The organism is Azonexus sp., from assembly GCF_047638095.1.
Classification (GTDB): domain Bacteria; phylum Pseudomonadota; class Gammaproteobacteria; order Burkholderiales; family Rhodocyclaceae; genus Azonexus.
Window position 1 is genome coordinate 22,456 of record NZ_JBLJBW010000023.1, and the last position, 19,540, is coordinate 41,995.

The window sequence follows — 19,540 nt, forward strand, 5'->3', positions numbered from 1 at the left end:
CCTCCCCAAATTTTCTGAATGCTCTTCATGTCCGCCCGCGCCATTCGTAACATCGCCATCATCGCCCACGTCGACCACGGTAAAACCACCTTGGTCGATCAGCTGCTTCGCCAATCCGGTACCTTCGCCTCGCACCAGCAGGTGGATGAGCGCGTCATGGATTCGGGCGATATCGAAAAAGAGCGCGGCATCACTATTCTTGCCAAAAATACCGCGGTTGATTACAACGGTATTCACATCAACATCGTCGACACCCCAGGCCACGCCGATTTTGGCGGCGAAGTCGAGCGCGTGCTCGGCATGGTCGATGGCGTGGTGTTGCTGGTCGATGCCGTTGAAGGCCCGATGCCGCAAACCCGTTTTGTGACCAAAAAAGCTTTGGCGCTCGGTTTGCGCCCGATCGTGCTGGTCAACAAGGTGGATCGTGACGGCGCTGATCCGGACAACGCCGTCAATCTGACGTTTGACCTGTTTGACAAGCTCGGTGCGACCGACGAGCAGCTCGATTTTCCCATCGTCTATGCCTCCGGCCTCAATGGCTGGGCGGCGCTCTCGCTGGATGCCCCGCGCACCGACATGAAGCCCTTGTTCGAGACGATTCTCTCGCACGTGCCGGCTCCCGACACCGACCTCGATGCGCCGCTGCAGTTGCAAATTTCGGCGCTCGATTATTCCACCTACGTCGGGCGCATCGGCGTCGGCCGCATTACGCGTGGCCGCGTCAAAACCGGTATGCCGGTCTTGGTCATGTTCGGCACCGAAGAAGAGGCCGCCGAGCATGACCGTCAGCCGGTCAAGGCCAAAATCGGTCAGGTGTTTGGCTACAAGGGCTTGAACAAGATCGAGCTCGATGAAGGTGTGGCCGGCGACATCGTGCAGATCACCGGTATCGAGGATCTCGTCCTCGGCTGTACCGTGACCGACCCGGATAATCCGGAAACCCTGCCCTTGCTGAAAATCGACGAGCCGACCTTGTCCATGCAGTTTATGGTCAATTCCAGCCCACTCGCCGGCACCGAAGGCAAGTTCGTCACCAGCCGCCAGATTCGCGACCGCCTGCACAAAGAGTTGCTGACCAATATGGCGCTGCGCGTCCATGACACCGAAATCAGCGATGTTTTCGATGTGGCCGGGCGCGGTGAACTGCATCTGGGTATCCTTCTGGAAAACATGCGCCGCGAAGGCTACGAGCTGGCGGTCGGCCGCCCGCGCGTGGTGAAAAAAGTGGTCGATGGCGTCGAATGCGAACCCTACGAAATGCTCACCGTCGATGTCGAAGAAAACCATCAGGGTGGCGTCATGGAAAGCCTCGGCCTGCGCCGTGGCGAAATGCTCGACATGGTGCCGGATGGCCGTGGGCGCGTGCGCATCGAATACCGCATTCCGGCGCGCGGCCTGATCGGCTTCCAGGGGGAATTCATGAACCTGACGCGCGGCACCGGCCTGATCAGCCACGTTTTCGACGAATACGCGCCGGTCAAGGAAGGGCAGGTGGCGGAACGCCGTAACGGCGTGCTGATCTCGCAAGATAACGGTGAAGCCGTCGCCTACGCCTTGTGGAAATTGCAGGATCGCGGCCGCATGTTCGTCAATCCCGGCGAAAAACTCTACGAAGGCATGATCATCGGCATCCACAACCGCGATAACGACCTGGTGGTGAACCCGATCAAGGGCAAGCAACTGACCAACGTGCGCGCTTCCGGCACCGACGAAGCGGTGCGCCTGGTGCCGCCGATTCTGCTGAGTCTGGAAGCTGCCGTCGAATTCATTGCCGACGACGAACTGGTGGAACTGACGCCCAAATCCATCCGCCTGCGCAAGCGTCATCTGACTGAAAACGACCGCAAGCGCGCCCAGCGCGCCACGGCGCAGTAAAAAGGCAGGGCGGACATGCTCGAGCAGCTGTGCCCGCCTTGCGCGGCCTGGGTGGCGCGCCACCCAGTAGCCGCCCGCCGCCTTCTCTGGCTGGCCGCCTGGAGTTTGTTTTTCAGTTTTCTCGGCTGGATCAGCGATCCGATCTACGGCCCGGGCTTTTGCAAAATCTACCCCTAGACTTTGTCTCAGGAAGCCATTTTGTGACGTAGGCCCGGGGTAAGCATGCCCTGGCTGCCGATATTGCCCCTTCGAATTGACAAAGCCCTAGGCTTCACCTAGCGTGCCTGCTTTTCGCGTTTTTAGGCGTTCTGACATGGATTTCTTGGATCTTCCGCAACTTGTTTCAGCTGCTGGTACGGTGCGTTTGCCAGGTTCGAAGAGCATTTCCAACCGCGTCTTGTTGCTGGCGGCGCTGGCCCAGGGGGCGACGGAAGTGCGCGATTTGCTCGCTTCCGACGACACCGAGCGCATGTTGCAGGCCCTGCAGTCGCTGGGCGTGGCGGTGACGGCGCTGGGTGGAGAATCCTGGCGCATCGTCGGTTGCGGCGGGGTGTTTCCGGTGAAATCGGCGGAATTGTTTCTGGGGAACGCCGGTACCGCCTTTCGCCCGCTCACCGCAGCGCTGGCTTTGGCCGGCGGCGATTATGTGCTGAAGGGGGTGCCGCGCATGCACGAGCGCCCCATCGGTGATTTGGTCGATGCCTTGCGCCAACTCGGCGCGCAGGTGGATTACCTGGGTGAAGCAGGTTTTCCGCCACTTCAGCTGGCGGCTTGCGACACGAGCCTGGCCCCGGCGCAAATTTGCGTGCGCGGCGATGTCTCCAGCCAGTTTCTGACCGGCCTTCTGATGGCTTTGCCGCTTTTGCAGCGAACGGTGACGGTGGCGGTCGTCGGTGAATTGATTTCCAAGCCCTACATCGAAATTACGCTGGCCACCATGGCGCGCTTTGGTGTGCAGGTGGAACGTGCCGGCTGGCAGAGTTTTACGGTGTCGGCGGGCAGTCGCTATGTGTCGCCGGGGACGGTGTATGTCGAGGGCGATGCTTCGTCGGCCTCTTATTTTCTGGCCCTGGGGGCGATTGGTGCAGCGGCGGGCGATAAGGTGGTGCGGGTGGAGGGCGTGGGCAGTGAATCGATTCAAGGCGATGTGAAATTTGCCGAGGCGCTGCGTGCCATGGGGGCGCAGATCGCCATGGGGCCGAACTGGATGGCAGCGCGCGCGCCAGCCGAGGGGCTGCGCGGTGTCGATCTGGATTGCAACCACATTCCCGATGCGGCGATGACGCTCGCCACCGCCGCGCTGTACGCCCAGGGGCCGACCACGCTGCGCAATATCGCCAGCTGGCGGGTGAAGGAAACCGATCGCATTGCCGCCATGGCGACTGAATTGCGCAAATTGGGTGCGCAGGTGGATGAGGGGGCGGACTACATTCGCGTGACACCGGCCGCCCGCGTGCAGCCGGCGGCGATCGATACCTACGACGATCACCGCATGGCCATGTGTTTTTCTCTGGCCGCTTTTGCCACCCCTTTGCGGATCAACGATCCGGCGTGCGTGGCCAAAACTTTTCCCGATTACTTCAGGCGTTTTGCTGGCGTGACCGAGGCCGCGCCGGTGATTGCCATCGATGGACCGTCGGCCTCCGGCAAGGGGACGGTGGCAGCGCGGGTGGCGGCGGCGCTGGGCTTCGCCTATCTCGATTCGGGCGCGCTATACCGCCTGAGCGCGCTGGCGGCGCAGCAAGCGGGCATCGATTGGGCGGATGAAGCGGGCGTGGCAGCGGTGGCGGCCCGTCTGGACGTGGCGTTCAGCGAAAGCGAGGTGCTGCTCGCCGGTGTGCCGGTGGGGGATGCCATTCGCAGTGAGGAAATTTCCGCCGCTGCATCGCAGGTGGCAGCGCTGCCGGCGGTGCGCGAGGCGCTGTTGTTTCGCCAGCGCGCTTTCAATACTGCGCCCGGCCTGGTGGGCGATGGGCGTGACATGGGCTCGGTCATTTTCCCGCAAGCCCGGCTCAAGGTGTTTCTGACGGCAAGCGCTGAAGTGCGGGCGCAGCGGCGCTATAAGCAGTTGATCGAAAAAGGTTTCTCTGCTAATCTTCCCGACCTTCTGGCGGACTTGCAGGCCCGCGATGCGCGCGATCAAGCGCGTAGCGTTGCGCCGCTACGCCAGGAAGCCGATGCCCACCTGCTCGATACCGATGCGCTCAGTATCGAACAGGCGGTGGATCAGGTGCTTGCCTGGTTCGCCGCAGCAGCGCGCAAGTAGTTTGTTTTTTGTTTGTAAGTTGTTGTTGTAAAAAGGAATTGCCGGTCAGTCATCTGCCGGCAATGCTGTTTTTAACCTCTAACCCGCTGTGCGGCCCAGGCTGTGCGGCATGAAAGTCAGTCCGTAATGGAATCTTTTGCTCAACTATTTGAAGAATCCCTGGCCCGCCAGGAAATGCGTCAAGGCGAAGTCATCACCGCTGAGGTGGTGGGCATCGACCACAATTTTGTAGTGGTCAACGCCGGCCTGAAATCCGAATCCTACGTTCCCGTAGAAGAATTTTTGAACGATCAGGGTGAAGTCGAAGTCGCCATCGGCGATTTCGTGCAAGTTGCCATCGAGATGCTGGAAGACGGCTACGGTTCGACCCGTCTGTCGCGCGACCGCGCCAAGCGCATCGCCTCGTGGAACTTCCTAGAGCAGGCGCTCAACGACGGCGCACTGGTTTCCGGCACCATCACCGGCAAGGTCAAGGGCGGCCTGACAGTCATGTCCAACGGCGTGCGCGCCTTCCTGCCGGGTTCCCTGGTCGATATGCGTCCGGTCAAGGACACCACGCCCTACGAGGGCAAGACCATGGAATTCAAGGTCATCAAGCTCGACCGCAAGCGCAATAACGTCGTTCTGTCGCGTCGCGCCGTGCTCGAAGCCACCGCCGACAAAGACCGCGAAAAGCTGATGGAAAACCTCAAGGAAGGTTCCGTCATCAAGGGTATCGTCAAGAACATCACCGACTACGGCGCATTCGTCGATCTGGGCGGCATCGATGGTCTCTTGCACATCACCGATCTGGCCTGGCGTCGTGTGCGTCACCCGAGCGAAGTGCTCAATGTGGGCGACGAAGTCACGGCCAAGATTCTCAAGTTCGATTCCGACAAGAACCGCGTCTCCCTGGGCATGAAGCAATTGGGTGACGATCCCTGGGTGGGCATCGCCCGCCGCTATCCGGCCGGCACCCGCCTGTTCGGCAAGGTCACCAACCTGACCGACTACGGTGCCTTCGTCGAGATCGAGCAGGGCATCGAAGGCCTGGTGCACGTTTCCGAAATGGACTGGACCAACAAGAACGTGCATCCGTCCAAGGTGGTGTCCTTGGGCGACGAAACCGAAGTCATGATCCTGGAAATCGACGAAGATCGTCGCCGCATTTCGCTTGGCATGAAACAGTGCCAGGCCAATCCGTGGGACGATTTCGCCATGAACCAGAAGAAGGGCGACAAGGTTCGCGGTGCCATCAAGTCGATCACCGATTTTGGTATCTTCATCGGTCTGCCCGGCGGTATCGACGGTCTGGTGCACCTGTCCGACCTCTCCTGGTCGGCGACCGGCGAAGAAGCGATCCGCAACTTCAAGAAGGGTGACGAAGTCGAAGCCGTGGTGCTCGCCATCGATGTCGAGAAAGAGCGTATCTCGCTCGGTATCAAACAGCTCGACGGCGATCCTTACGCCAACTTCATCGCCACCCACGAGAAGAACAGCATCGTGCGCGGCACGGTGAAGACCGTGGATGCCCGTGGTGCCGTGATTGCCCTGGACGGCGAAAACGAAGCCTATCTGCGCGCCTCCGAGTTCTCGCGTGAGCGCACCGAAGACCTGTCGCAACATCTCAAGGTGGGTGACGAGGTCGAAGCCATGATCATCAACGTTGACCGCAAAACGCGCGGTATCAGCCTGTCGATCAAGGCCAAGGACCAAGCCGAGCAGCACGAAGCCATGCAGAAGTTCTCGGCGGATGCCTCCTCGGCAGCTTCCGGTACGACCAACCTCGGCGCGCTCTTGAAAGCCAAGCTGAACCAGCAAGGCTGAGCGGATTCGACACGATGACCAAATCTGAGCTCATCGCCCAGCTGGCGGAACGTTTTCCCCAGCTGGTGACGAAAGATGCCGACCTTGCCGTTAAGATGATTCTTGATGCCATGAGCGAAGCGCTGGTGCGCGGCGATCGTATCGAGATTCGCGGCTTCGGCAGCTTTGCGCTCAATTACCGCCCGCCGCGCCTTGGCCGTAATCCCAAATCGGGAGAAAAGGTCGATGTGCCGGCGAAGTGGGTTCCCCACTTCAAAGCGGGCAAGGAATTGCGCGAACGGGTCGATCAAGCGGTTTGAATGCGCTGCTTGACCTGCATTGCATTCAATCCAGGTCGGTCCATTGTGTTAAATTCAGGGGCAGTCAATGACTGCCCCTTTTTCTTTCTGACCTTATTTTCATGACCGCCATAATCTGGATTCTGCGCTTTGTCGTCTTTGCCGTATTGATTCTGTTCGCCATTCAGAATACGGCGCTCGTCAATTTGAAATTGGCCGCCGATTACCAGTGGGAAGCCCCTCTGGTGGTGATTTTGCTGGTGTTTTTTGCCGCCGGCACCTTGCTTGGCATGCTCGCTCTGGCCGGTAAGGTTTTTCAGCAAGGCCGGGAAATCAGTCGCTTGAAACGCGAAGTCGAGCGGGCTGAAATGGCACGGGTGGAAAATCTGCTGCAGGCCCCGAGCCCGGATAGGGATAAAACGCTGGATGGCGCGGTATAAGCATGAATGATTTGCTTGAACACTGGCAACTGATTCTGGTGCCGGTTTTTTTTGCCCTGGGCTGGCTTGCTGCGCGTATCGACATGCGTCAGGTGGTGCACGAATCGCGCGCCTTGCCGCGCTCTTATTTCGCCGGCTTGAATTTTTTGTTGAACGAACAGCCGGACCGGGCGATCGATTCCTTCCTCGAAGTGGCGCGCGTCGATTCGCAGACGGTGGAATTGCACTTTGCGTTGGGTAATCTCTTTCGCCGGCGCGGCGAAACCGAGCGGGCGATTCGCATGCACCAGAACCTGCTCGATCTGCCCGATGTCGAGGAAAAACATCGCCTGCATGCGATGGTCGAGTTGGGCCAGGATTTTTTGAAGGCCGGCTTGCTCGATCGCGCCGAGGAAATTTTCAATCAGTTGCAGGGAAGCTCGCAGGCAGGCGAGGCCAAGCGTTATTTGCTGGAAATTTACCAGCTGGGTAAGGAGTGGCAAAAAGCTATCGATCTGGCGCGTGAAATGCCGGAAATCGCTACGCCGCAAGAAGTTGCCGAGTATTACTGCGAATTGGCGGCCAGCGAGATCATGCGCTCGCAGGGTGAATTGGCGCGTTCGCACCTGACGGCGGCGCTGCAGGAAAACCGTAAATGCGTGCGCGCCAATGTCTTGCTGGGTGACGTGCAAGCCCAGGAAGGGCAGACGGAGAGCGCGATTGCCACCTGGCAGCGGGTGGAACAGCAGGACCCAGCCTATCTTTCCCTGCTCGCCCAGCGCCTGATGACGGCTTACCGCAAGCTCGACCGGCGCGCCGAAGGGGTGGCCTTGCTGCGTGGCTATCTCGAACACTATCCCTCGCTCGATTTGATCGAGGTGGTGTATCAACTGGTGCTGGAAAGCGAAGGCAGCGAGGCGGCGTATCGTCTGGTGCAAGCCGAGTTGCAGCGCAACCCCGGCCTGGTCGGTCTGGAAAAATTATTGAGTGCCCGCCTGCCGCTGGCTTCGCCGGAGAGCCAGGGCGACCTGGAATTGGCTCGCAGCATCATCCAGAACTACACCCGCCGTTTATCGCGCTATCGCTGCACCCATTGCGGTTTCAAGGCGCGGCAATACTACTGGCGCTGTCCGGCCTGCGGCGATTGGGAAAGCACTCCGCCGCGACGTAACGAAGAGTTTGATCAGGATTTATAAGCATGATGCTGGAAAAAATAGCGCAGGTGCGCCTGCTCGTGGTGGGCGATGTCATGCTCGACCGTTACTGGTTTGGCGAAGTCAGCCGCATTTCGCCGGAAGCGCCAGTGCCGGTGGTGAAGGTGGAACGCATGGAAGAGCGTCCGGGCGGCGCGGCCAACGTAGCGCGTAACGCCGCCGCCCTGGGCGCGCGGACGGCGCTGATTTCGGTGGTGGGTGAAGATGACGCCGGGCGCGCCTTGCAAAACCTGCTGCAAGAGGCCGCGATTACGGCGCATTTGCAGCGCGATCCGGCGATCGACACGACAGTGAAACTGCGTGTGATCGGTCGGCAGCAGCAGTTGTTGCGCATCGATTTTGAAACCGCTCCGTCGCAAGCGGTGCTGCGTGCCAAATTGGCCGAGTTTGAGCGGCAGTTGGCGCATTGTGATATCGTCGTGCTCTCCGATTACGGCAAGGGTGGACTCACGCACATCGGTGAAATGATCCGCCTGGCGCGGTCTGCCGCCAAGCCGGTGCTGGTCGATCCCAAGGGCGACGACTGGGCGAAATACGCCGGAGCCACGGTGATGACGCCGAATCGCGCCGAATTGGCCGGCGTCGTCGGGCGCTGGCATTCGGAAGCAGAGATGTTGCAGAAGGCGGAAAAGCTACGCGGCGACCTCGGCCTGGAGGCTTTGTTGATTACCCGCAGCGAGGAGGGCATGAGCCTGCTGGCGGACGGCCATACCTACCATCAGGCAGCGCTGGCACGCGAGGTCTATGATGTTTCCGGGGCGGGCGACACCGTCATTGCCACACTGGCCGTGATGCTTGCCGCGGGCGCGGAATGGGCGGAAGCGATCCGCGTCGCCAACGTGGCGGCGGGCATCGTGGTCGGCAAGCTGGGTACGGCGGTGGTCAGCCGTGACGAAATCGCTGGCGCTTTGTAAGGAGAAACCATGTACACCATCGTTACCGGCGCGGCAGGCTTCATCGGCGCCAATCTCGTCAAGGCGCTGAACGAACGCGGGGTGAGCAAGATCATCGCGGTCGACAATCTCACCCAGGCGGAGAAATTCAGGAATCTCGTCGACTGCGAAATTGCCGATTACATCGACAAGCAGGATTTCATCGCCCGCATCCAAAGCGGCTGTTTCGATGGCGAGGTCGAGGCGGTTTTCCATGAAGGGGCCTGCTCCGACACCATGGAAAGCGATGGCCGCTACATGATGGAGAACAACTACCGTTACTCCACCATCCTGCTCGACTGGTGCCTGGATCAAGATGTGCAGTTTCTCTACGCCTCGTCCGCCGCCACCTATGGCGCATCCAGCGTGTTCAAGGAGGAACGCCAGAATGAAGCGCCGCTCAATGTTTATGGCTATTCGAAATTCCTGTTCGACCAGATCGTGCGCCAGCGGCTGGCGAAGGCGCCTTCTTCGCAGGTCGTCGGTTTCCGTTATTTCAACGTCTATGGCCCGCGCGAGCAGCACAAGGGGCGCATGGCCTCGGTGGCCTTCCACAATTTCAAGCAGTACCGCGCTGAGGGTAAGGTGAAGCTGTTCGAAGGCTCGCATGGTTACGACAATGGCGGCCAGATGCGCGATTTCGTCTATGTCGGGGACGTTGCCAAGGTCAATTTATTCTTTCTCGAGCACCCGGAAAAATCCGGCATCTTCAATCTCGGTTCCGGGCGGGCACAGAGTTTCAACGAGGTGGCGACGGCGGCGGTCAACGGCTGCCGCAGGATCAATGGCGAAGCGCCGCTCGCTCTGGCGCAACTGCAAGAAGCTGGCCTGATCGAATACCAGGCTTTCCCCGAGGCACTCAAGGGCAAATATCAGGCCTATACCCAGGCCGATCTGGGCCACCTGCGCGCCGCCGGCTACACGGCCCCAATGGCCAGCGTCGAGGAAGGCGTTGCCCGCTACATCGACTGGTTGCACGCCCATGCTTAAAACACTACAGAATTTCGTCGGCAACACGCCGCTCGTCGCCTTGCAGCGCCTGCCCGGCGCGGCGGGAGAGGCGCGCGGCAATCGTATCCTGCTCAAGCTCGAAGGCAACAATCCCGCCGGGTCGGTCAAAGACAGGCCGGCGCTGTCCATGATCCAGCGCGCCGCCGAACGGGGCACGATCCGCCCCGGCGATACGCTGATCGAAGCGACTTCCGGCAACACCGGCATCGCGCTCGCCATGGCCTGCGCCATCATGGGCTACCGCCTGATTCTGGTGATGCCGGAAAACCAGAGCGTCGAACGCCGCCAGAGCATGCGCGCCTATGGTGCCGAGCTGGTGCTGACGCCGAAAGACGGCGGCATGGAACTGGCACGCGATCTCGCCCAGCGCATGCAGGCCGAAGGGCGCGGCGTGCTGCTCGACCAGTTTTCCAACCCGGATAACCCGGCGGCGCATTACGCCGGCACCGGCCCGGAAATCTGGCGTGACACGGCGGGGGCAATCACCCATTTCGTCTCCAGCATGGGCACCACCGGCACCATCGTCGGCACGGCGCGCTATCTGAAAGAGCAAAACCCGGCGATTCAGATCATCGGCTGCCAACCGGAAGAAGGCAGCCAGATCGCCGGTATCCGCAAATGGCCAGCAGAATATCTGCCGAAAATCTACCGACCGGAGCTCGTTGACCGCATCGAGTACGTCAGTCAGGCGGCGGCAGAAGCCATGACCCGGCGTCTGGCGGCGGAAGAGGGCATCTTTGCCGGTGTTTCCTCGGGCGGCGCGCTGGCGGTGGCCTTGCGGCTGGCGGAACAGCTCGAGAATGCCAGCATCGTCAGCATCGTCTGCGACCGGGGCGACCGCTATCTGTCGACGGGGATTTTCCCGGCATGAAGCCCGTGCTTGTTTTCGACATCGAAACCATTCCCGACGTGGCGGGGCTGCGCCGCATCCACGATTGGGCAGCAGATGTTTCCGATGCCGAAGTGGCCGAGCGGGCGTTTGCCGCGCGGCGCGCCAAAACGGGGAGCGATTTTCTGCCGCTGCACGTGCAGCGCGTGGCCTGTATTTCCTGCGTATTGCGTACCCGTGAAGGCTTCAAGGTGTGGTCGCTGGCCGCACCAGAACTCGACGAGGCGGCCATTCTTCAGCGCTTTTTCGACGGCATCGAGAAATTCACCCCGCAGCTCGTTTCCTGGAACGGCGGCGGCTTCGATCTGCCGGTGCTGCACTACCGCGCCATGCTGCACGGCGTCGCTGCCCCGCGTTACTGGGAAATGGGCGAGGGCGATTACGCCGATGCGCGCGACTTCAAGTGGAACAACTACATCAGCCGCTATCACATGCGCCACCTCGATCTGATGGACCTGCTCGCACTCTACAATGGCCGTGCCAACGCGCCGCTCGACGAGCTGGCCAAGCTGTTCGGCTTTCCCGGCAAGCTTGGCATGGACGGCAGCAAGGTGTGGGACGCCTGGCAGGCTGGGCAAGCAGCAGAAATTCGTGATTACTGCGAAACCGACGTGCTCAATACCTATCTCGTCTATACCCGTTTCCGCCGCCTGCGTGGTGAGTTGAGCGCGGCAGAAGAAGCCGCCGAACACGCCTTCATCAAGCAACAGCTCGGCAGTCTCGCCACCCCGCCTTGGCCCGAATTTCTCGCAGCCTGGGCGTGAGCGACAGGTCTTGTGTTTATAATCTAGAGTTTCCAACCCAACCCTTGAGAGTCCAAAGATGTCCCTGAATCTGGTTTCCGCCGGCAAGTCGCTGCCCGACGATTTCAACGTCATCATCGAGATCAGCGCACACTCCGATCCGATCAAATACGAAGCCGACGACGGCTCCGGCGTGCTTTTTGTCGATCGTTTCATGGGGACGTCGATGCACTATCCCTGCAACTACGGCTACATCAACCACACCATCGCTGGCGACGGTGACCCGGTCGACGTGCTGGTCGTCACCCCCTTCTCCTTGCCCCCAGGTGTGGTCATCCGCTGCCGCCCGCTCGGCATGCTGGCCATGGAAGACGAGGGCGGCCAGGATGCCAAGCTGCTCGCCGTGCCGGTCTCCAAGCTGACCACCTTGTACGACAACATCAAAACCATCAATGACATGCCGGAACTGCTGTTGAAGCAGATCGCCCACTTCTTCGAGCACTACAAGGATCTGGAGCCGGGCAAATGGGTCAAGGTGCTGGGCTGGCGCGGTCTGGAAGAGGCCCGCAAGGAAATCATGGATGGCGTGACCCGTTTTCACGCCTCGCACAGCAAGTAAAGCATGATGCGTATCGCCGTTGCCCAGCTCGATCCGGTTCTGGGTGATTTTCCGGGTAACGTCGAGCGCATTCTGGCCGCCGCACAAGCGGCTCAGGTGCAGGGGGCGCAGCTTTTGATCACCCCGGAACTCGCCCTGTGCGGCAACCCGCCCCTGGATTACCTGCGGCGGCTTGATTTTTTGCAGGCCAGCGAGAACGCACTCGCGGATTTGACTGCGCGCGCCGCCCAGCGGGTGCCTGGCTTGCGCATTCTCGTCGGACACCCGGAAAAATCGACCGCCGGGCTGTATAACGCGGCATCGCTTTTGCAGTCCGGGAAGATGCAGCGGGTGGCGCGCAAAACCCGCCTGAACACGGCCTCCGGTTACGATGAAAGCCGTTATTTCAGCGCCGGTCTGCCGGCGCAGCCCTTTATCATGGACGGCTTGCGCTGCGTGGTCAGCGTCGGCGAAGAGGCCATTGATCCGAGCCAGGTCGATTTGCAGCTCGTTTTGAATGCCGCGCCTTTCGTGATGGATCAAGCGGCACCGCCCTTGCCGGCCGGTGCGCGCATCGTGTGCAATTTGGCCGGCGCTCAGGACGAGTGGGCGTTTTCCGGCGCTTCTTTGGCGCACGATGCCCACGGGCAAATGGCGCTGCGCCTGCCGGAATTTTGTGAAGCGCTGGGTTTTATCGATCTGACGCAGGAGCCTTTGCAGCCTCCGGGAGAATTCCCGCGCTTGCGTTTGTCGAGTACGCAAAAAAGCCCGGTGTTAGATGCTGACGTGGCGCTCTATCAGGCCTTGGTCGCCGGTTTAGCGGGCTATGTGCGCAAAAACAATTTCCCGGGCGTGTTGCTTGGGCTTTCCGGTGGCATGGATTCGGCGCTGGTTTTGTGCATCGCGGTCGATGCCCTGGGCGCGGAGCGGGTGCAAACGGTGATGATGCCTTCGCCCTACACCGCGCAGATGAGCCTGGACGATGCGCGCGCCATGGCGCGGCATTTTGGCTGCCGCTACGACGAAATCCCCATTGTCCCGGCCATGCAGACCTTCAAGGACATGCTCGACCCGCTGCTCTCTGGCCTGCCGCTGGGCTTGACCGAAGAAAACCTGCAGTCGCGTTTTCGCGGTAATTTGCTCATGGCGCTCTCCAATCAAAGCGGCAAGTTGGTGCTGACCACCGGTAATAAATCGGAAACCGCGGTGGGGTACTGCACGCTTTACGGTGATACGGCAGGGGGGTTTGCGGTGTTGAAAGACGTCTACAAAACCCGTGTCTATCAACTCGGGCGCTACCGCAACAGCCAGCCGGGTGGCGCACCGATTCCGGAAAACATCCTCACGCGCGCCCCCTCTGCCGAATTGCGCCCGGACCAGACGGACCAGGATTCGCTCCCCGATTACGCTGTGCTCGATGCCATTGCCTATGCCTACCTCGAAAAAGGACGCAGTGCGCGCCAAATTATCGCCGACGGTCAGCCGCAAGAGGCCGTACGGCGCATCGTGCAACTTTTGCGCGGTGCACAATACAAACGCGCGCAGGGGCCGCTCGGCCTACGCCTGAGCGCCCAAAGTTTTGGCAGTGACTGGCACTATCCGCTGACCCAGCGTTATGCCGAAGCTTTTTGAGAACCGACGGAGAAAATCATGAAAAAAATCGAAGCCATCATCAAACCCTTCAAGCTCGACGAAGTGCGCGAAGCCTTGTCTGAACTCGGTATCACCGGTCTGACGGTGACCGAAGTGAAGGGGTTTGGCCGACAAAAAGGCCACACCGAACTGTATCGCGGCGCAGAGTATGTCGTTGATTTTTTGCCCAAAATAAAGCTGGAAGTGGTCGTTTCCAGCGAACGTCTGGAAGCGGCGATCGACGCCATCGTCAAGGCTGCACATTCCGGCAAAATCGGCGACGGTAAAATTTTCGTCTTGCCGGTGGAGCAGGTGGTGCGCATCCGCACTGGCGAGCTGAACGAAGCCGCCATCTGAGCGCTGCGTCTTGAAGGGGCGTTCCGGTGAAAAATCGCCTGCAAGATCGCTTGCCGGAGCGCCTGAAAGCGCAGTTAAAGCAGACGCCGAAGGCGGCGCTGAAAAAGAGTGCGTTGCCGCCGCTCGGGGCCAGGGCAGAAATAGAGAAAAATGCACCCGAGCCAGAGTCGGCAGCAGCCGAGCGCGCCGCCTTGCAAGCGGCTATAGTCGGCGCAGTCCCCTTGCCGCCGGATAATCGGGTCATTTTGCAGCAGCCCAAACCCCCGCCGCAGCCAAGATCTCGCCCGTTGCCGTCGGCTTCTGCCCTTACCGATGAAAGTATTTTGCCGGCGCATTGGCAGCAAGATGTGCCGCCGCGTTTTTCCGATGATCCGCAAGAAGCAGCCTTGCAGCGTGCCTTGCTCGGGGTGGTGCCACTTGCTCCGCGCAATCAAGCCGTTTTTGAGCGTCCACCGCCTGCGCCGCAAGCACGTCAACACGTCGCAGAGCAGGTCGCCGTGCTGCGCGACAGTCTGTTTACGCCCTTGAGCTTGCAAGATCGCCTGGAAGGTGGCGATGAGGCGGTTTATCTACGCGCCGGCCTGGCGCAAAGCGTATTGCGTGATTTGCGCCGAGGGCGCTGGGTGATTCAGGGCGAAATCGATCTGCACGGCTTGAACCGCGACGAAGCCCGCCACCAGGTTGCGGCTTTCCTGCAAACTGCCTTGCATCAGGGCAAACGCTGCCTGCGCATCGTGCACGGCAAGGGCCTGGGCTCGCCGCAGAAACTTTCCGTGCTGCGCCAGTTACTGCGCGGCTGGCTCGCTCAGCGCCGGGAGGTTTTGGCCTATTGTCAGGCAAAACCGCAAGACGGCGGCGAGGGCGCGCTCCTGGCGCTGCTGCGCGCTGCCCGGCAGTGAGGCTGTTGTAAAAGCCTAAAAACCTATTCGGCTAGATGAGCGAAGCCTTCGCCTGTCGACGGGCCGGGGCGGGGTGTTGTTGCGCCTTCGATCGAGAGAGCTCAATCTCTTTGTATCAGCTCCACCTTGTAGCCGTCCGGGTCTTCGACGAAGGCGATGATGGTGCTGCCGTGCTTCATCGGGCCAGCTTCGCGCACCACCTTGCCGCCCCGGGCTTTGATTTGCGCGCAGGCGGCGGCTGCGTCAGGGACGGCCAGCGCGATGTGGCCGTAGGCGGTACCCAGTTCATAGCGGCTCGTGTCCCAGTTGTGGGTGAGCTCGAGCACGGCTTCGTCGTCCTCGCTGCCGTAGCCGACGAAGGCCAGGGTGAAACGGCCTTCTGGGTAGTCTTGCCGGCGCAGCAGGCGCATGCCGAGAATCTCGGTGTAGAAGGCGAGCGAGCGGTCCAGCTCGCCGACGCGCAGCATGGTGTGCAGGATACGCATGGAAAATCCTTTCAGAAATCGGGGATGAGGCGCCCTTGCTGGCGTAATGTCGCACGCAGCGACTGCCAGTTTGGGCAAAGTTGTTCAACGATGGCCCAAAAACGCGGGCTGTGGTTCATTTCCTTGAGATGGGCGAGTTCGTGGCAAATCACGTAGTCGACGAGCTCAGGGGCTAACATGGCGAGCCGCCAGCTCAAAGAAATGCTGCCCCGCGAGCTGCAGCTCCCCCAGCGGGTGCGGGCGGATGAAATGCGTAAAGGCGGGGGAGAAAGCCCGAGCAAGGGGGCGTAATGCTCCAGGCGCTGGCGGAAAAAATTGCGCCCAGCGTCACTCAAGGCAGCTTTGAGTAGGGCAGGAATGTGCCCTGCATCGGCCAGGTGCAGTTCCAGCGTGTCGCCGTTAAAACGCCAAGCAGAGCGGCGCGCCGGGTGGTGGATGAGGGTGATCTCGCCGCCCAGGAGCGGCAGGCGCTCACCGTCACCGGGCAAACTCGGCATCGGGCGATTGGCACGCTGGGCAAGTTTTTCCACCACCCAGTCGGCGTGCTTGCGCAGGAGTTGCTCGATGTCTTTGAGCGACGTGCGCAGCGGGGCGCTGACGCGCAGTCCGTGGCGGTCGATGCTCAAGGCGATGCTGCGCCGCGCGCTATGGCGCAGGCGGTATTCGGTTTCCTGTCCGGCCAGAACGATGCGCCGGAGCTGCGGTTCAAGGGGGGCCAGCATCGGGATAACGGTGCGGCGAGAGGCGGCGCATTTCAGCTTCGATCCAGCTTTCCACGCGCTGGTTGATTTCGCTTTCGCTCAAACCTTCGGCCGAAAATGCCGGGCCGATGCTGATCGTGGCTACCCCGGGTTTTTTCAGGAAAGCCTGGCGCGGCCAGAGTTCGCCTGCGTTGTGCGCAATCGGCACGACCGGGCAGCCGACCTGGCTGGCGAGATAGGCACCGCCCGCCTTGTAACGACGTTTTTCGCCCGGTGCGACGCGCGTGCCTTCGGGGAAGATGATGACGTAAAACCCTTGCTGCAAGCGTTCTCGCCCCTGGTTTGCGACCTGTTCCAGGGCATTTTTACCGGCCTTGCGATCGATCGAAATCATTTTCATGGCAGCCAGCCCCCAGCCGATGAAAGGCACTTTGAGCAATTCCTGCTTCAAGACAAAAACACAGTAAGTGCCGTCGGGGACGCAGTCTTGCAGGGTCATGGTTTCCCAGGCCGACTGGTGTTTCGCCATGATGACGCTGGCGTGTTTGGGCATGTTTTCCTGCCCAATGATGCGGGTGCGGATGCCCAGGATGTGCGTTACACCCCATTGCGTTCCCAGACGCCACAGTTTGCCGCAACGATACGCCCAGAGGCCGCCCAGCACGGGGCCGGCAAGTACCACCAGGGGCGCGGAAATCACCGACCAGAGAATGGCGTAGGTCATGAACACAATCGAGCGCAGAAAATGCATGGGTTTTATTTTTTCCCTTTGATCGCTGGAGTTTCTTGCAACAGATGGTCGATGGCCGCCGCCAGATCGGCGAAGATCAAGGTATCGGGCGGCAGCGCCGGGTCAGCGCGGGTTTTTTCGCCCTTGCCGGTCAAGACTAAGATGGGTTGCGCCCCCACGGCAGCGCCGGCTTCCAGGTCGCGTAAAGAGTCACCGATGACGGGCACGCCGCTCAGGTCAGCGTTAAACGTTGCGGCGATGCGCTGCAGCATGCCGGGCTTGGGTTTGCGGCAGTCGCACTGCGCGTCCGCCGTGTGCGGGCAGTAGAAAATGGCATCCAGGCGCGCCCCCAGATCACTCAAAGCCTGCTGCATTTTGACGTGCATGCAGTTCAAGGTGTCCATGTCGAACAGGCCGCGGCCGATGCCGGATTGGTTGGTCGCCACCACCACCCGGTAGCCGTTTTGCTTGAGGCGGACGATGGCTTCCAGACTGCCCGGAATCGCCTTCCATTCTTGCGGGCTCTTGATGTACTGCGCGGAATCCTGGTTGATGACGCCGTCGCGATCGAGAATGACGAGTTTGCCGGCCATGATCGCTCAGGCAGACAGGCGCGACAGATCGGCCACCCGGTTCATCGCCGCGTGCAGCATGGCGAGCAGCCCCAGGCGGTTGGCCTTGAGCGCCGGGTCGTCGGCATTGACCATGACTTGATCGAAGAAGGCATCGACCGGCGCGCGCAGCCGCGCCAGCACTTGCAGGGATTCGGTGTAGTCGCCGGTGAGAAAGGCCGCGTCAGCCTGCGGCACGACGTCGACCAGCGCCGCGTGCAGGGCGCTTTCCGCCGCTTCGCGTAAGAGCGCGCTGTCGATGTGTGCATCGACCGGGCCGTCGGCTTTCTTCAGGATGTTGCCGACCCGCTTGTTGGCGGCGGCCAGCGCCGCTGCTTCCGGCAGGGCGGAGAAGGCGCGCACGGCGGCCAGGCGATCCACCAGATCGCCCAGGCGCTGCGGCCGCTGGCTGACCACGGCATCGACTTCCTGGGCGCTATAGCCTTGCTCGCGCAGGCTGCCGGCCAGGCGGTCGTAGATGAAATCGGCCAGTTCCTGCGGCTTCGGCTTGAAGCCGTCGACGCCGGTGAATTGCGCAAAAACTTCTGCCAGCAGGCGATCCAGCGGCAGGTTGAGCTTGCCTTCGACCAGCATGCGGATGACGCCGAGGGCGTGGCGGCGCAGGGCGAAAGGATCTTTGTCGCCGGTTGGCGTCTGGCCGATACCGAACATGCCAGCCAGGGTTTCCAGCTTGTCGGCCATGGCCACCGCCGTGCCGACCGGGCCGCGTGGCAGGCTGTCGCCGGCAAAACGCGGTTTGTAGTGGTCTTCGATGGCATCGGCGATGTCATTCAGGATGCCGCCGTGCAGGGCGTAGTAGCGGCCCATGATGCCTTGCAGTTCGGGGAATTCGCCGACCATGTCGGTGAGCAGGTCGGCCTTGGTGAGCAGCGCGGCGCGCTCGGCGCGTAGCGCCAGTTCGCTGCCGCCGATCTGTTCGGCGACGAGGCGGGCAATGGCAGTGACGCGTTGCAGGCGCTCGCTCTGGGTGCCCAGTTTGTTGTGATAGACCACCTTGGCCAGGCCGGGAACACGCGATTCGAGCGATTTCTTGCGGTCCTGGTCGAAGAAGAATTTGGCATCGGCGAGCCGTGGACGCACCACCCGCTCGTTGCCCTCGATGACGGCAGAGGCATCTTCCGGGCTAATGTTGCTGACGACCAGGAATTTGTTGCTCAACTTGTTTTCAGCATCGAGCAGCGGGAAATATTTCTGGTTGGCCTTCATGGTCAGGATCAGGCATTCCTGCGGCACGGCGAGGAATTCTTCTTCGAATGTGCCGATCAGTACATTGGGGCGCTCGACCAGGGCGGTGACTTCATCGAGGAGCGCATCGTCTTCGATCGGCTGCAGGCCGGCACCGGCGCGGGCGGCAGCGGCAGCCAGCTGGCGCACGATTTCGGCGCGGCGCTCGGCGAAGGAAGCGATCACCGCACCCTCGCGGCGCAGCGTTTCGGCGTAGGCGTCGGCATGGGCAATTCGCACCGGGTCGCACGGGGCTTCGAAACGGTGGCCGTGGGTGGTATTGCCGGCGTTCAGGCCGAGCACGGCAACCGGCACCACGCTGTCGCCGTGCAGGGCGACGATGCCATGGGCGGGGCGCACGAAATGCACCGTGTCCCAGCCGTCGGCAAGCTGGTAGCTCATCACCTTGGGAATCGGCAGCGCCGCCAGGGTGGCTTCAATGGCCTGCTGCAGGCCTTCGCTCAGGCGGGCACCCTTGGCCAGACTGTCGTAAAACAAAACCTCGGCCTTGCCGTCACTTTCGCGGCGCAGCTGCGGCACGCAAGAGGCATCAGCACCGAGCGCCGCCAGCTTCTTCAACAGTGCCGGCGTGGCGTTGCCGCTGGCATCGAGGCCGACTGCGACCGGCATCAGCTTTTGCCTGACCGGCTTGTCGGCGGCCACCGCCAACACCGCCGTGATGTGCGCGGCCAGCCGGCGCGGCGTGGCAAAGGCGGTGACCTGGGCGTCAGCCGCCGCCAGCCCTTCCTTTTGCAGCGCGGCGAGCAGGGAATTGGCGAAGGATTCGCCCAGTTTTTTCAGCGCCTTGGGCGGCAATTCTTCAACGAAGAGTTCGACGAGGAGATTTTG

General features: G+C 61.3%; 20 protein-coding genes. 15 read left to right on the forward strand and 5 right to left on the reverse strand.

Annotated features, from left to right (window positions below):
• Window positions 1–27 precede the first annotated feature (27 nt).
• The 15 genes from typA (at window position 28) to ACM62Q_RS07780 (ending at window position 14,919) form a co-directional block, all read left to right on the forward strand.
• Entirely contained in the window at window positions 28–1,875 is a 1,848-nt protein-coding gene (gene typA, locus ACM62Q_RS07710; RefSeq protein ID WP_415035236.1) for a translational GTPase TypA, read from the forward strand.
• Window positions 1,876–1,890: 15 nt separating this feature from the next.
• Complete coding sequence (locus ACM62Q_RS07715) at window positions 1,891–2,052, forward strand: hypothetical protein (protein WP_415035238.1); 162 nt, start codon at window positions 1,891–1,893, stop codon at window positions 2,050–2,052.
• Between the two features lie 136 nt (window positions 2,053–2,188).
• Window positions 2,189–4,141 carry a bifunctional 3-phosphoshikimate 1-carboxyvinyltransferase/cytidylate kinase gene (locus ACM62Q_RS07720; RefSeq protein WP_415035240.1) on the forward strand — a complete coding sequence of 651 codons (1,953 nt, stop codon included), beginning with the start codon at window positions 2,189–2,191 and terminating at the stop codon, window positions 4,139–4,141.
• A gap of 102 nt (window positions 4,142–4,243) precedes the next feature.
• Entirely contained in the window at window positions 4,244–5,947 is a 1,704-nt protein-coding gene (gene rpsA / locus ACM62Q_RS07725) for a 30S ribosomal protein S1 (RefSeq protein WP_415035242.1), read from the forward strand.
• A gap of 14 nt (window positions 5,948–5,961) precedes the next feature.
• The gene (locus tag ACM62Q_RS07730) at window positions 5,962–6,246 is read left to right on the forward strand and encodes an integration host factor subunit beta (protein WP_415035244.1); all 285 of its coding nucleotides are present in this window, start codon (window positions 5,962–5,964) and stop codon (window positions 6,244–6,246) included.
• Window positions 6,247–6,347: 101 nt separating this feature from the next.
• Entirely contained in the window at window positions 6,348–6,665 is a 318-nt protein-coding gene (locus ACM62Q_RS07735; RefSeq protein WP_415035246.1) for a LapA family protein, read from the forward strand.
• A 2-nt stretch (window positions 6,666–6,667) separates the two neighbouring features.
• Entirely contained in the window at window positions 6,668–7,840 is a 1,173-nt protein-coding gene (lapB, locus tag ACM62Q_RS07740) for a lipopolysaccharide assembly protein LapB (protein ID WP_415035248.1), read from the forward strand.
• A gap of 2 nt (window positions 7,841–7,842) precedes the next feature.
• Complete coding sequence (gene rfaE1, locus ACM62Q_RS07745) at window positions 7,843–8,772, forward strand: D-glycero-beta-D-manno-heptose-7-phosphate kinase (RefSeq protein ID WP_415035250.1); 930 nt, start codon at window positions 7,843–7,845, stop codon at window positions 8,770–8,772.
• A gap of 9 nt (window positions 8,773–8,781) precedes the next feature.
• Window positions 8,782–9,780 (forward strand): ADP-glyceromanno-heptose 6-epimerase, encoded by a 999-nt coding sequence (gene rfaD / locus ACM62Q_RS07750; protein ID WP_415035252.1) that lies wholly within the window; start codon window positions 8,782–8,784, stop codon window positions 9,778–9,780.
• Window positions 9,773–10,672 carry a cysteine synthase CysM gene (cysM, locus tag ACM62Q_RS07755; protein ID WP_415035254.1) on the forward strand — a complete coding sequence of 300 codons (900 nt, stop codon included), beginning with the start codon at window positions 9,773–9,775 and terminating at the stop codon, window positions 10,670–10,672. Before rfaD ends, cysM begins: the two co-directional genes overlap by 8 nt.
• Window positions 10,669–11,454 (forward strand): 3'-5' exonuclease, encoded by a 786-nt coding sequence (locus ACM62Q_RS07760; protein WP_415035256.1) that lies wholly within the window; start codon window positions 10,669–10,671, stop codon window positions 11,452–11,454. The genes cysM and ACM62Q_RS07760 overlap by 4 nt, the downstream gene beginning before the upstream one ends.
• Window positions 11,455–11,512: 58 nt before the next feature.
• Window positions 11,513–12,052 carry an inorganic diphosphatase gene (ppa, locus tag ACM62Q_RS07765; protein WP_415035258.1) on the forward strand — a complete coding sequence of 180 codons (540 nt, stop codon included), beginning with the start codon at window positions 11,513–11,515 and terminating at the stop codon, window positions 12,050–12,052.
• A 3-nt stretch (window positions 12,053–12,055) separates the two neighbouring features.
• Window positions 12,056–13,663 (forward strand): NAD+ synthase, encoded by a 1,608-nt coding sequence (locus ACM62Q_RS07770; RefSeq protein WP_415035260.1) that lies wholly within the window; start codon window positions 12,056–12,058, stop codon window positions 13,661–13,663.
• An 18-nt stretch (window positions 13,664–13,681) separates the two neighbouring features.
• Window positions 13,682–14,020: a P-II family nitrogen regulator gene (locus ACM62Q_RS07775; RefSeq protein ID WP_415035262.1), complete on the forward strand. Its 339-nt coding sequence runs from the start codon at window positions 13,682–13,684 to the stop codon at window positions 14,018–14,020.
• 26 nt (window positions 14,021–14,046) lie between these two features.
• On the forward strand, window positions 14,047–14,919 hold the full coding sequence (locus tag ACM62Q_RS07780; RefSeq protein ID WP_415035264.1) for a Smr/MutS family protein: 873 nt from the start codon (window positions 14,047–14,049) through the stop codon (window positions 14,917–14,919).
• 101 nt (window positions 14,920–15,020) lie between these two features.
• On the opposite strand, the gene gloA is transcribed toward ACM62Q_RS07780, so the two are convergent.
• The 5 genes from gloA to glyS all read right to left on the reverse strand — a co-directional run.
• Window positions 15,021–15,404, reverse strand: a complete 384-nt coding sequence (gene gloA, locus ACM62Q_RS07785) for a lactoylglutathione lyase (protein WP_415035266.1) — start codon at window positions 15,402–15,404, stop codon at window positions 15,021–15,023.
• Window positions 15,405–15,415: 11 nt separating this feature from the next.
• A complete protein-coding gene (locus tag ACM62Q_RS07790) occupies window positions 15,416–16,126 on the reverse strand; it encodes a M48 family metallopeptidase (RefSeq protein ID WP_415035268.1) in 711 nt (236 codons plus the stop codon).
• Window positions 16,110–16,856, reverse strand: coding sequence for a lysophospholipid acyltransferase family protein (locus tag ACM62Q_RS07795; RefSeq protein ID WP_415035270.1), 747 nt, complete (start codon window positions 16,854–16,856; stop codon window positions 16,110–16,112). The genes ACM62Q_RS07790 and ACM62Q_RS07795 overlap by 17 nt, the downstream gene beginning before the upstream one ends.
• Before the next feature lie 5 nt (window positions 16,857–16,861).
• The gene (gmhB, locus tag ACM62Q_RS07800) at window positions 16,862–17,428 is read right to left on the reverse strand and encodes a D-glycero-beta-D-manno-heptose 1,7-bisphosphate 7-phosphatase (RefSeq protein ID WP_415035272.1); all 567 of its coding nucleotides are present in this window, start codon (window positions 17,426–17,428) and stop codon (window positions 16,862–16,864) included.
• 6 nt (window positions 17,429–17,434) lie between these two features.
• Window positions 17,435–19,540, reverse strand: a 2,106-nt coding sequence (gene glyS, locus ACM62Q_RS07805) for a glycine--tRNA ligase subunit beta (protein WP_415035274.1), incomplete at its 5' end; no start/stop codon positions are given.